This window comes from Synechococcus sp. CCY9201 (genome assembly GCF_034931105.1).
Lineage (GTDB): Bacteria > Cyanobacteriota > Cyanobacteriia > PCC-6307 > Cyanobiaceae > CBW1002.
The window spans coordinates 1-10,603 of sequence record NZ_JAYGIC010000099.1; the positions used below are offsets into that span (position 1 = coordinate 1).

At 65.8% G+C, this 10,603-nt stretch carries 13 protein-coding genes and 1 tRNA gene; 8 read left to right on the forward strand and 6 right to left on the reverse strand.

Annotated features, from left to right (window positions below; genetic code table 11):
• The first annotated feature begins 317 nt into the window (after positions 1 to 317).
• Complete coding sequence (locus tag VB716_RS10010; protein WP_323250501.1) at positions 318 to 1,391, forward strand: methyltransferase domain-containing protein; 1,074 nt, start codon at positions 318 to 320, stop codon at positions 1,389 to 1,391.
• A 34-nt stretch (positions 1,392 to 1,425) separates the two neighbouring features.
• Here the strand turns inward: VB716_RS10010 and VB716_RS10015 are convergent, their stop codons facing one another.
• A complete protein-coding gene (locus VB716_RS10015; RefSeq protein WP_323250503.1) occupies positions 1,426 to 2,151 on the reverse strand; it encodes a TIGR04283 family arsenosugar biosynthesis glycosyltransferase in 726 nt (241 codons plus the stop codon).
• Positions 2,148 to 2,366, reverse strand: coding sequence for a hypothetical protein (locus tag VB716_RS10020; protein ID WP_197171249.1), 219 nt, complete (start codon positions 2,364 to 2,366; stop codon positions 2,148 to 2,150). Before VB716_RS10020 ends, VB716_RS10015 begins: the two co-directional genes overlap by 4 nt.
• A gap of 443 nt (positions 2,367 to 2,809) precedes the next feature.
• Between VB716_RS10020 and VB716_RS10025 the strand changes: the two genes are divergently transcribed.
• The gene (locus tag VB716_RS10025) at positions 2,810 to 4,174 is read left to right on the forward strand and encodes a GGDEF domain-containing protein (protein WP_323270370.1); all 1,365 of its coding nucleotides are present in this window, start codon (positions 2,810 to 2,812) and stop codon (positions 4,172 to 4,174) included.
• A 6-nt stretch (positions 4,175 to 4,180) separates the two neighbouring features.
• Here VB716_RS10025 and VB716_RS10030 read toward each other — a convergent pair whose 3' ends face one another.
• Positions 4,181 to 5,146: an ABC transporter substrate-binding protein gene (locus VB716_RS10030; protein ID WP_323270371.1), complete on the reverse strand. Its 966-nt coding sequence runs from the start codon at positions 5,144 to 5,146 to the stop codon at positions 4,181 to 4,183.
• A gap of 233 nt (positions 5,147 to 5,379) precedes the next feature.
• On the opposite strand from VB716_RS10030, the gene VB716_RS10035 reads away from it, so the two are divergent.
• The 4 genes from VB716_RS10035 (at position 5,380) to VB716_RS10045 (ending at position 6,789) form a co-directional block, all read left to right on the forward strand.
• Positions 5,380 to 5,505 carry a hypothetical protein gene (locus VB716_RS10035; RefSeq protein WP_322757971.1) on the forward strand — a complete coding sequence of 42 codons (126 nt, stop codon included), beginning with the start codon at positions 5,380 to 5,382 and terminating at the stop codon, positions 5,503 to 5,505.
• 152 nt (positions 5,506 to 5,657) lie between these two features.
• Entirely contained in the window at positions 5,658 to 5,918 is a 261-nt protein-coding gene (locus VB716_RS17460; protein WP_416238098.1) for an SDR family NAD(P)-dependent oxidoreductase, read from the forward strand.
• Positions 5,869 to 6,432, forward strand: a complete 564-nt coding sequence (locus VB716_RS10040; protein WP_323270372.1) for an SDR family oxidoreductase — start codon at positions 5,869 to 5,871, stop codon at positions 6,430 to 6,432. Before VB716_RS17460 ends, VB716_RS10040 begins: the two co-directional genes overlap by 50 nt.
• A gap of 132 nt (positions 6,433 to 6,564) precedes the next feature.
• Entirely contained in the window at positions 6,565 to 6,789 is a 225-nt protein-coding gene (locus tag VB716_RS10045; protein ID WP_323270373.1) for a hypothetical protein, read from the forward strand.
• Between the two features lie 18 nt (positions 6,790 to 6,807).
• Here VB716_RS10045 and VB716_RS10050 read toward each other — a convergent pair.
• A tRNA-Ile gene (locus tag VB716_RS10050) sits at positions 6,808 to 6,880 on the reverse strand.
• A gap of 89 nt (positions 6,881 to 6,969) precedes the next feature.
• Positions 6,970 to 7,461: an Occludin/ELL family protein gene (locus VB716_RS10055; RefSeq protein ID WP_197158995.1), complete on the reverse strand. Its 492-nt coding sequence runs from the start codon at positions 7,459 to 7,461 to the stop codon at positions 6,970 to 6,972.
• A gap of 233 nt (positions 7,462 to 7,694) precedes the next feature.
• Here VB716_RS10055 and pyrE point away from each other — a divergent pair, with 233 nt between their 5' ends.
• Both pyrE and VB716_RS10065 read left to right on the forward strand, forming a co-directional pair.
• Positions 7,695 to 8,282 carry an orotate phosphoribosyltransferase gene (gene pyrE / locus VB716_RS10060; RefSeq protein WP_323270376.1) on the forward strand — a complete coding sequence of 196 codons (588 nt, stop codon included), beginning with the start codon at positions 7,695 to 7,697 and terminating at the stop codon, positions 8,280 to 8,282.
• An 86-nt stretch (positions 8,283 to 8,368) separates the two neighbouring features.
• A complete protein-coding gene (locus VB716_RS10065) occupies positions 8,369 to 9,379 on the forward strand; it encodes a folate-binding protein (RefSeq protein WP_323270374.1) in 1,011 nt (336 codons plus the stop codon).
• 66 nt (positions 9,380 to 9,445) lie between these two features.
• On the opposite strand, the gene VB716_RS10070 is transcribed toward VB716_RS10065, so the two are convergent.
• Positions 9,446 to 10,603 (reverse strand): TM0106 family RecB-like putative nuclease (locus VB716_RS10070; protein WP_323270375.1); only part of this gene is annotated, 1,158 nt, incomplete at its 5' end.

Genomic DNA, 10,603 nt, shown 5'->3' on the forward strand with positions numbered 1-10,603 from the left:
GCACTGGCCGCCGTGCGCTCCAGCATCGCGGCAGCCAGGGCCGCCGCCCCCCGGGCTCCGAGGGCGGGGATCAGGCGGGTCTTGACCTGGCCGGGCACCGGCGCCTTGGCGAAGAGGATCGTGCGGCAGGTTTCGCTCACGGCGGTGATCGGCGGAGGGACCCGGCGGGCTGCCGCCAACCCTGGCAGTGGAAGAGCGGTTCCGGAGTGGCGCCACAGTCGTCGAACCCCTGATCCAGAGTGAAGTCCTTCCGCCGGTGGTCAGCGCCTGCAACAGGCCTGACCCCTGTGCGCCCTGCGCCGCTCCCCTGAGACCCCATGACCGCCGATCCCTCCACCTGCTCCAGTGGCGCCGCTGAACTCACCAGCGTGGTGCGGCAGTACTACGGCTCCACCCTCACCAGCAGCGACGACCTGCGCACCACGGCCTGCTGTGATGCCACCGCCGTGCCGCCGGAGCTCAGGCCCCTGCTGGCGCGCCTCCACCCCGAGGTGCTGTCGCGCTACTACGGCTGCGGCCTGGTGGCGCCACCCCTGCTGGAGGGGGCCCGGGTGCTGGACCTGGGCTGCGGCAGCGGCCGGGATGCCTACCTTCTCGCCCAGCTGGTGGGCCCCAGCGGTGAGGTGGTGGGCGTCGACATGACGCCCGAGCAGCTGGCCGTCGCCAACCGGCACCGCGAGTACCACGCCGAGCAGTTCGGCTACGCGAATGTGCGCTTTGTCGCCGGCATCATCGAGCAGCTGGATCAGCTCCATCTGGAGCCCGCCAGTTTCGATCTGGTCATCTCCAACTGTGTGGTGAATCTCTCCACCGACAAGCTGGCGGTGTTGCAGGGGGTGCGGCAGCTGCTCAAGCCTGGCGGGGAGTTCTACTTCGCCGATGTGTATGCCGACCGGCGCATCCCTGAGGCCCTGCGCCAGGATCCGGTGCTCTACGGCGAGTGCCTCAGCGGCGCCCTCTACTGGAACGATTTCCGGCGGCTGGCTCAACAGGCCGGCTTCCTGGATCCACGGCTGGTGGCGGATCGTCCCCTGGCGATCACCGACCCTGACCTGGCCGCCAAGACCGGAGAGATCCGCTTTTTCTCCGCTACCTATCGCCTGTTCCGGATCGATGGCTTGGAGGATGCCTGTGAAGATCACGGCCAGGCGGTGATCTATCGCGGCACGATTCCGGCCCACCCCCATCTGCTGCGCTTCGATCAGCACCACGCCATCGAGACGGGCCGGGTGTTTCCGGTGTGTGGCAACACTTACCGCATGCTTGCCGAGAGTCGCCTGGCGCCCCATTTCAGCTTCATCGGCGACTTCAGCCACCATTACGGCCTGTTTCCCGGCTGCGGCGGAGCCCTGCCCTTCACCTCTGCCTCAACGGGCAGCGCCTGTTGCTGAACCGAGGCGTCGAGCCCGGGCCTGAGATCAATCCTCAGCGATACAGCCGGGCCAGGGTCGAGGCCGGCACCCCAAGCCGATAGGCCAGCCGCAGGCTCCACATCAGCAGGATCGTGCGAACGACGCCGTTCCGCTCCCAGCGCCGGCCTGAGGTCGTCACCCGGGCTTTGAGGCAGACGGGTGGGGCGAGGACCTTCAGCCGGGCTGAGAGATCCACGTCTTCCATCAGCGGCTGCGGCCTGAACCCGCCGCTCTGCCGGTAAGCCTCGCGGGTCATGAACATGGCCTGATCGCCGGTGGCGATGCCACTGAGGCGGGAGCGCAGGTTCATGGCCCAGGCCACCACCGCCAGCATCCGTTGCTGCCCGTCGATGCGCACATCGAACCGGCCCCAGCAGCGGGGGCCCTGCAGGCTGCGGCGCACCAGCTCCAGGCCATCGGCGGGCAGCTGCGTATCGGCGTGCAGGAAGAGCAGGATCTCGCCGCTGGAGCGCTCGGCTCCCGCCTGCAGCTGCCGGCCCCGGCCCCGCTCTGCCGCAACGACCTGGAGGCCGAGCTGCTGAATCAGCACGAGTGTGCCGTCTTCGCTGCCGCCATCGACCAGCAGCACCTCAGCGCCGCTGGCTGCCATCGCTTGCCACGCCGCGCCGAACTGCCGGGCAGCACGGGCCTCATTCAGCAGTGGGATGATCACACTGAGGCGCGGCTTGAGCCGCGGATCCTGGACCGGACCGTTGTCGAGGCGGCTGCTGATCGTCACGCTGCCGAGGGGGACGGCTTCAAGTCTGGGCACTTTGATTCGGCGCCGGGGGGATCGACGAGCATCGAACCCACCATGGCGAGCGGGCACCGAAGCGGCTGCTGGAGTTCGACCTGCTGCTGGCGCTTTGCCGCCGGCGACAAGGTGGTGGAGATGTCAACAACGACGATAGGGATATGTTCAGCGGAGTTGTGGGCACCATGGATGCGTTGCATGCCGACAACAGCAAACAGACCGTGCTTTTTTTACGGGCGTGCTGTGATCGATGGTTGGGGTGAACTCGACAATCGGCTGCCGGCCTATCCCTGCACGATTCATAAGGTCAGGGAAGTGAAGACCTGGCGGTGGTGATTCCCTTGCTGCCGTAGGAGTACGCCGTGCTGCAGCGCAACCTGGTGTTCACCGGCATCACACGCGGAAAGCAGCTGGTGGTGCTGTTGAGCCAGACGAAAGTGCTGGCGATGACTGTGATGAATCACCTGGATCGCAGCGCTACACCAGGCTGGTCCCGTGACGCCGCGATCATTCAGTCCTGGCTCCCAGCTGACCGGACGACGCTCAATCTGCCGGGGCGTCGAATACGTCCTAAGATCCTACGACAAAGACGCCATGGGGTGTGGGACTTCGTCGGCGACTGTTTGCGATCCAGACAACCACCTTGGCGATCGTCACCGTAGCCGCGATGGGGGGCTGGGCCCTGAGTTCCTGGACCAGCCATCGGATCTCGGTCCAGGCCAGTCGGGTCGCGTTTCAATCCGACAGTCTCACCCACCTCAGCTTCAACCTGCTGCAGGCTGTGCCCCACATGGGCCAATACTTACTGCCAGGCCCCCCTGCTGAGCTGATCAACCAGCTGGATCGCGACATTGAGGGCCTCAGGGGTTTCAGCGCTTCACTGGACGAACAGCTGGCTTCCTTGGTCATGGCCTCAGCTGATCCCGCTTTCCATCGGGAACTGGAAGCCATCCGCCTGCTCTCGGTTCAGGTGTTGCGCAACCTGGAGAGAACGGCAGCAGAGGTCCGATCCGCCCAGGCCAGACAACAGCCGGTGTCGTCCGCTGTTCTGGAAACGATGCTGAGTGACCCGGCCATCACCGCCATCCGGCGCCACGGGGAAGAGTTGTCGACGTTGCAGCGCAAACTCGACGACCAGCGCGACACACTCAAGCGAAAGGAGAATCAGGCGCTGAGAACTGGCTTTGCCTTCTGGTTGTCAGGACTGGCGCTGGGTTGGCTTGTGGGCCTGCTGTTTGCCTGGCGAACCTCGGATCGGATTCTGAAGCCATTGTTGCAACTCGAGCAGCTGATGAAGACTCCTGGGGAAGATGTGAACACCGCCCTCCAGAGCTCCACAATCAAGAATGCCCCCATGGAGATCGGCAGCCTGATGCGCAGCTTCTTGAAGTTGGTGACAGAAGGACAGGAACTCACGGCACAGTTGAAATCCCTCGCCAGCACCGATGGCCTCACAGCTGTCGGCAACCGCCGCAGCTTTGATGAGGGACTGAGCGAGGAATGGAGCCGAGGTCTCCGCAGTGGACAACCGTTGAGCCTGCTGTTGCTGGATGTGGATCACTTCAAGCTCTACAACGATCTCTACGGACATGTGCAGGGGGACGCCTGCTTGAGGACCATCGCCGACGTCATCCGCAGCCAGGCCCGGCGCAGCTCTGACCTGGTGTGTCGGATCGGAGGTGAGGAATTTGCGGTGTTACTGCCTGAAACCCCACTGGCTGAAGCCACCAAGCTGGCCCACGATATCCTCGCTACCCTGGACGCCATGGCGCTCGTCCATGGCTCGAGCCCCGTGGTCGGGTGGGTCACCGCCAGCATCGGTGTTGCCTGCGCCATCCCGCAGCGCGATGAATCAGCAAGCCTGCTGATGGAACGAGCCGACCAGGCCCTGTATGTCCGCAAGGGGCGTCTGGGCCGTCATGGCGTGACCGTTGCTGAGCCGTCTGCCGATGTTTCCGTGGAATTGAAGACCGAAGATGCGCAGGACAGCTCTGTTCCCCTGCGCTGATAGCAGCTAAACTTCGCTGCTGAGAGCCTCCTGGATGATCGAGTTGTCGACCGGCGGCAAGGGTGCATCGGCGGGAAGCAGGTTCAGGTAAGCCTGAACCTCCCGCAATATCCTGAGGTTACGCTCAAGAATTCCGTCTGGGGCGAACAGTGGCTGTTGTTCGGTGAGGGACAGGAATACCAGGCCTTTGAGAGAGTCACGGAAAGCCTTCTCTGTCACACCTTCATGCCGGGCCATGATGGCGATAGCCGGGTGGGGCCGCTCATCAGCCTCATTGTGGGCGTCCTGCCAGACACGCAGCAGGCGGACCAGATCTCGTCGACGGCTGGCCAGGAAGTCAGGATCCACGACAAGAATATCGAAGATCTCGCCTGGAATCTCGCGGCTGGTGAACAGCGGGCGGACCTTGCCGGTGGCGATGGCCTGATCCGAAAAGGGCGGGAACATGGCAGCGGCAGCCACATCACCACGGACCAGAGCATCCGGCATCGCCTCCAGGGGCATGGGACTCAGCTCGACATCATCCAGTGTGAGATCGTGACGGGCCAGGGCTCGGCTCAGAACAAACGGGCCCAAGGTGGACGGAGTGATGGCCACCGGCAGGGAGCGGAGCTGGGCAATGGAGTCAAGGGAGCGTTTCACCACTACCTGATCCCCTCCACGGGACTCGTCCAGCACCAGCACCACCACCGGGCACCGTTTCGGAACCCGGTTGCAGAGGTCCACGGCCTCCACGGTGGTCAGCTGGGCCAGCTGAAGATCTCCGCGTAAGTAGGCGTGCACGATGTCCTGGGGATTGGCGTAGCTCTTCAGGTTGAGGGAGAGCCCATGGCGCCGGTCCAGCCCCAGTTCATGGGCCAGAGGAAAAAATTCATATCCCGGCCAGCGACTCACCGGCACGGTGAGAGTCGTGATGCTGGAACTGCAGCTGACCGCCCCAAGAGCGAGCGCGGCCAGACCAAGCCATCGCACTACGAGACGTGGAACGCCAGGGACGGACAGAGGCGCCACAGGAGAAGCCAGGTGCTGAGTGGTGGGTGTCATGGTATGACTTTTTTACAGTGACGTGGGGCCGGAGATGGCAGCTGCCACTTGGCCAGGTCCACCGAACATGATTTCTTCGATGATTCTCGATCGCCTGGAGGTGAGCAGGTTGGGCTGCTGCGTTCCAACAGTGCTATGGCGACTCGCTGAAGAAGAAGCCCATGCTCAAGGTTCCATCTGACCCGGCTCAATTCTGCGGTTATCTGCATCAGCTGGGCCTGCTTCTGCAACTGGTTTCATTCCAGAAGGTCTTGATCGCTTCAAGGCTTCTGGTGTTGGCTGGTTGATGGGGATGGCGGTTTGTTGCATGACGCTGCATTGACTGCCTTCCGCGTAGGGTTCGGGATGGGAGGCACCCCAGCGGACGGATCGCGTCAAGCTTGCCTTCTGGGCACCAGTAGAGACAACCCCAATCAGGGTTGACTTGATGCCTTCCCGGATGCCTTCCCGCTCCTTTGATCAGACAATTGCCGTCGTCACCGGAGCGACCTCTGGTATCGGACGTGGGGTGGCCCTTGCTTTCGCCCGCGAGGGCGCCACGGTGATTGGCTGCAGTCGGAACACCGCACGTGGGGCTGAGACGCAGCGGCTTTTCGAGCTGGAAGGCGGTACTTTCCTTTTCCTGGCAGTCGACCTGGGTGTGGAGGCCCATGTTCACCATCGCCGTGAGGACGACCCTGGATCGATATGGCCGCCTTGACTGCGCTGCAAATTGCGCGGGGATTGATAGAAGCGCCGGATTTCTCGACTACACCGCTGCTGATTTTGATGTGATCTTCGCAACAAACGCCCGGGGCTTATTTCTGTGCCTGCGCTCTGAGGTGGAAGCGATGCGTGATGGTGGTGACTCGATTGTCAACGTTGGGTCGGTTGCAGGTCAGCGTGCATTCCGAGGGAACAGTCTTTACAACGCCAGCAAGAGTGCGGTGACCCTGTTGACCAAGTCGGCAGCGGCGGAGTGTGCGCGATGGGGTGTTCGGATCAATGAGGTGTCTCCTGGGCCCGTTCTAACTCCGATGCTGACAGGTTTCCTTGAGAGCACAGAACATACGTCTGCACCGATGGCGGCAGAGAACCTGGCATCCGGTTTGCCGCTCGGTGGGATTCTCTCGCCCCAGGACATTGCCGACAGTGTCCTGTTTCTTTGCTCGCAGAAGGCTGCACACATCACGGGTTCGACTCTGGTGGTGGATGGTGGATTCGTTCTCGGCTGATCGTGGCAGGCTTGATTTGTGGAGATGCAACGACAAATCTGGCGGGATCAGGTGAATGGGTCCGAGCTGAACGCGCTCCTCACCTCTGTCGACAGGACTATGCATTCCTGTTCGATGTGCTGAGGTTTCGATATGCTTCGGGGAGATAAGGATAATGCCTTCAGTCTGCCAGGAGCGCAGATTCTGCTGACCGGCGTGCCGAGCGATGGTGTTTCATTTGTTTCATTGCCAAGCCAGCGGCCAGAAAATCATGTTGCAAATTTCCTTTCTGATGATGTCTCATCGACACAGCGCGATCGCTTTATCGGAGCTGAAAGCTGTGAACATGACCAAGTCACAGGAGAGACCTGGGCCTGAGGCTCAGCTTGGACTGCATGGGGGTCGCGAGGATCGAACTCGCCTAAGGCGGATTATGAGTCCGCTGCATTCACCAGATTGCTAGACCCCCAGGGATCTGGCCACAGCTAGCTGGCTTGGGCCTGACGCGGCCCAGGGCCAGCACCTGTCCTCCCCCAGTCGAGGTGGACAGACGCACGTTTACCAGAGACCCCGAATCGGAGGCGGGGACCACTGACGCTGCGGCCTGTCCACCGGAACCACCGCCGCACCGCCGCTGCCGATGCTGGAGGAAAAGCCGTTGGGCACGTCTTCGGTCCGCCAGTAGAGCGGGCTGCTCTGCTGGCCCAGGAGTTCGGTGGCGGTGTTGTGCAAGGCCGAGGCATCCCAGACGATCCTCTGATCCGGGAAGCCCAGACCCATCACCTTGGTGCCGCCGTTGCCACCCATGGCAATGCCGAACAGATCGGTGATCTGGTGGGTGATGTCAATGCTGCGGGCAAAGGTGGGTGTGTAGGTGAAGAAGCGGTTCTCCACCAACTCGGCGGTGGTCTGCACCACAGCGCACCGAGTCACTTCCACTGGCCCGGCGGCGTTCATTCCGGCAGGGCCACTGCCCGCCAGCGGTGCTTCCAGAGTGGTGGTGCACACCACCGGACCGGTCTGGGCCTGCGCCGGCATGAGCGGCAGCATCAGCGTTGCGGCGGCACTCAAGCCAACCGCTCGCCGCCCGAAGCGCCCTGACCAACCTGAGGTTTCGATGGCTCCCGGACGGGGGGCTCGCCTGCGTTGCATCGCTCTACCGGCCTGTACCGGGGATACCCGTTTCGCCCTCAAACTAGGCAGGCCCGGGCTCCTCCACCAGCCCCCGTCAGCCACCTGCGCGACCGATGCCCCTTCCGTACCATCCCGCCGCCGCCACCGCCATGGGCGCGATCGCCGGAGCCCTGGCGGAGCAGCGGGCCGCCCTGCTGCCCCTGCTGGCCTCCAGGGCCTACCGGCACGGCACGTTCACCCTGGCCTCCGGCCGCAGCAGCGACCACTACGTGAACTGCAAACCGGTGAGCCTGGCCGGCCCGGGGCTGGCCCTGCTCGGTGCCCTGCTGCTCGACCAGGTGGAACCGGAAGCGGTGGCGGTGGCGGGCCTCACCCTGGGGGCCGATCCGCTCGTGAGTGCGGTGGCGATGCGCGCGGCCCTGGATGGCCGCGAGCTCGATGCCCTGATCGTGCGAAAGGAGGCCAAGGGCCACGGCACCGGCGCCTGGCTGGAGGGCCCGCTGCCGGCCGCGGGCAGCCGCATCACGGTGCTGGAAGACGTGGTCACCACCGGCGGCTCGTCACGCAAGGCCGTGACCCAGCTGCGCGAAGCCGGCTACGTGGTGGAACGGGTGGTGACAATCGTGGACCGGCAGGAGGGGGGCCTCGAAGCGATGACCGCCGCCGGCCTGGATCTCCGCAGCCTGTTCCTGCTGGAAGAGGTGGCCGCCGCCGCTGCAAGCGCCACAGGCGGCTGAATTGCAGCTCTGGGCCTATCGCAGGTTCAACACCTGGTGACCCGCTCATCCACCATGGCTGCGACGCCGGCCTGCCATCCCCTCCCATGAGCAACGCCATCAGCCCCTGGGACCAGCCCCACCACAGTGGCTGCCTCGTCCAGCCCGTGAGCCTGCTGCGGCTGGACGGTCCCGACACGCGTTCCTTCCTGCATGGCCAGACCAGCCAGGCGGTGGCGCAGGCCGCTCCTGGCCAGTGGCTGCGCACCTGCTGCATCAGCCCCACCGGCCGGATGCGGGCCCTGGCGGAGGTGCTGGTGGACGCGTCCGGCGCCTGGCTGGCGATCACCGCCGGCGATGGCGGCGCGGTGCGGACCGCCTTCGATCGGGTGCTCTTCCCGGCGGATCAGGTTCAGCTGGGCACGCTGCAGACGGGCTGGTTGATCACGCCGCTCAGCCCCGGCACCCCGGCGGAACGGCCGGAGCCGGCGGGGGGAACCTGGAGGGCCGTTGGCGAGCCGCAGGCTGAACCGCAGGCCTGGCTGCTCGGAGAGGAGCGGCTGCTGGTGCAAGGCGACGACCACCTGCCGGCCGGCCTGGTGGCGGATCTGCCCGCAGCCTTCTCCAGCGGCGCCCCGCTCAGCGCCAGCGAGCACTGGAGGATCCAGCGGGGCCTGCCGGCCGCTCCCAACGAACTGAACGACGACACCAACCCCTTTGAGCTGGGCCTGGCCGAGCGGGTCAGCCTCAGCAAGGGCTGCTACGTGGGCCAGGAGACCCTGGCCAAGCTGGCCACCTACGACGGCGTCAAGCAGCAGCTGCGGCGCTGGCACCTGGCGGATGCCACGGATGCCACGGCGGCGGCGGCCTGCACCGAACCCGGCAGCGAATTGCAGAGCGCCGACGGCAGCCGCGCCGGGCTGATCACCTCCGCCCTGGAGCTTCCCGATGGCCAGGGGCGGATCGGCCTGGCCCTGGTCCGCCGCCGCCACCTGGATGCGGTGGAACTACGGGCCCTCGGCCAGGGGGAGCCTGAGTCTGGAGTGATGGTGACGCTGTCCTGCCCTGAGGCCTTCGCGCCACCGCCGGTGGGAGCCGGCTCTGCCGCCAGGCTCTGAGCGGAACGCAGCGGGAGGGGCCGAGACGGGCGATCCAGTGGCGGTCAGGCCAGTGGCGGGCGGGCGTCAGTCCCGATCCAGGAGCCAGCGGGCCACCGCCCAGGTGGCGAGGCTGTCGTCGCGGTTGTATTGGAAGATCCGCTGCAGCCGCCCGGGGCTGTGGCGGCCACGGACCCGATCCTGATGCCAGTGGCGCCACTGCCGCCACCACAGCAGGCAGCGGGCTCCATCGACGCCGGGCTGGCTCCAGTGGAACCCGAGCCAGCCCGCCACCGGCTTGAGGCCATAGCCGTTCACCGGCAGGCGCCAGTGGCGCCGCAGCCGCGCATGCACGTCCACCAGGCGGCTGCGCAGACGCAGCACCTCCGCCTCGCTGGCGCCCTGGCGCTGGGCCAGGCGCAGGAGGGCCAGCGACTCGGTTTCGCCGTAGTGGAGCAGGGGCCAGTCGGGGTAGCGCGCCAGCAGGCGCCGCAGCCGGGCCCAGAGCCGGGGCTCACCGTGTTCCTGCAGGGCCAGCACCGCCAGATAGCGGCCTGCACGGTCTGCGCCGGTTCCCACCGGCCAGCACCCATCAGCGCCACGGGGCAGCACCAGGAAGCCGTGCAGGAAATCGTCGCGGGCGTCGGGATCGGATTCGATGTCGTAGAGCAGCACCCCCGGGGCCCGGGCCAGCTCCGGCAGGGCGGGTGCGGGATCGAGCCGCTCGGGGATGCCGCTGGCCTGCACCTGCGCCTGAGCCACCAGGGTGGCCGCGATCTCGCGGTGCTGCTCGCCATGGGCCTCGAGCTGATCGGCCAGCTGCTCAGGGTCGGCGGCCGCCAGGTCGGTGAGGCGGGCGATGCCGAGTCCCAGCAGCAGCTCGCGGCGTTTGCCGCCGATGCCGCTCACCTCACTGAGATGGCCCTCCCGGGCCGCCTCCCGGTCGCAGTGCCCCCGCCAGCAGCAGAGGGTGCATTTCTTGCGGTCGTTCACCAGCGGCGGCGGCTGGTCGTGGTTCAGCTCCTGGCCGAGGCGCTCGAGGCTGTCGTCCAGTTGGCGCATCAAACCACTGCTGAGGGCCAGCCGCTCCCTCTCCAGACGCCGCCCCTCGCCCGCCACCACCAGCCCCTCGGGCACCGGAGCCTGCTGGTGCTCGGCCAGCAGCCGGCCCCAGAGGGCGAGCACCAGCCGGTGCTCACGCGTCACCCGGCGCCCCTGTCGGGCCAGCACCGGCCGGTAGCGGAA

Bases quoted from the DNA above. Each gene is read 5' to 3' on its own strand.
- VB716_RS10040 (WP_323270372.1), top strand. From the start codon at position 5,869: ATGTTCACCATCGCCGTGAGGACGACCCTGGATCGATATGGCCGCCTT.
- VB716_RS17460 (WP_416238098.1), top strand. From the start codon at position 5,658: ATGCCTTCCCGCTCCTTTGATCAGACAATTGCCGTCGTCACCGGAGCG.
- VB716_RS10020 (WP_197171249.1), bottom strand. From the start codon at position 2,366: ATGCAACGCATCCATGGTGCCCACAACTCCGCTGAACATATCCCTATC.
- VB716_RS10010 (WP_323250501.1), top strand. From the start codon at position 318: ATGACCGCCGATCCCTCCACCTGCTCCAGTGGCGCCGCTGAACTCACC.
- VB716_RS10035 (WP_322757971.1), top strand. From the start codon at position 5,380: ATGCTCAAGGTTCCATCTGACCCGGCTCAATTCTGCGGTTATCTGCAT.
- VB716_RS10055 (WP_197158995.1), bottom strand. From the start codon at position 7,461: ATGCTGCCGCTCATGCCGGCGCAGGCCCAGACCGGTCCGGTGGTGTGC.
- VB716_RS10065 (WP_323270374.1), top strand. From the start codon at position 8,369: ATGAGCAACGCCATCAGCCCCTGGGACCAGCCCCACCACAGTGGCTGC.
- VB716_RS10045 (WP_323270373.1), top strand. From the start codon at position 6,565: ATGCTTCGGGGAGATAAGGATAATGCCTTCAGTCTGCCAGGAGCGCAG.
- pyrE (WP_323270376.1), top strand. From the start codon at position 7,695: ATGGGCGCGATCGCCGGAGCCCTGGCGGAGCAGCGGGCCGCCCTGCTG.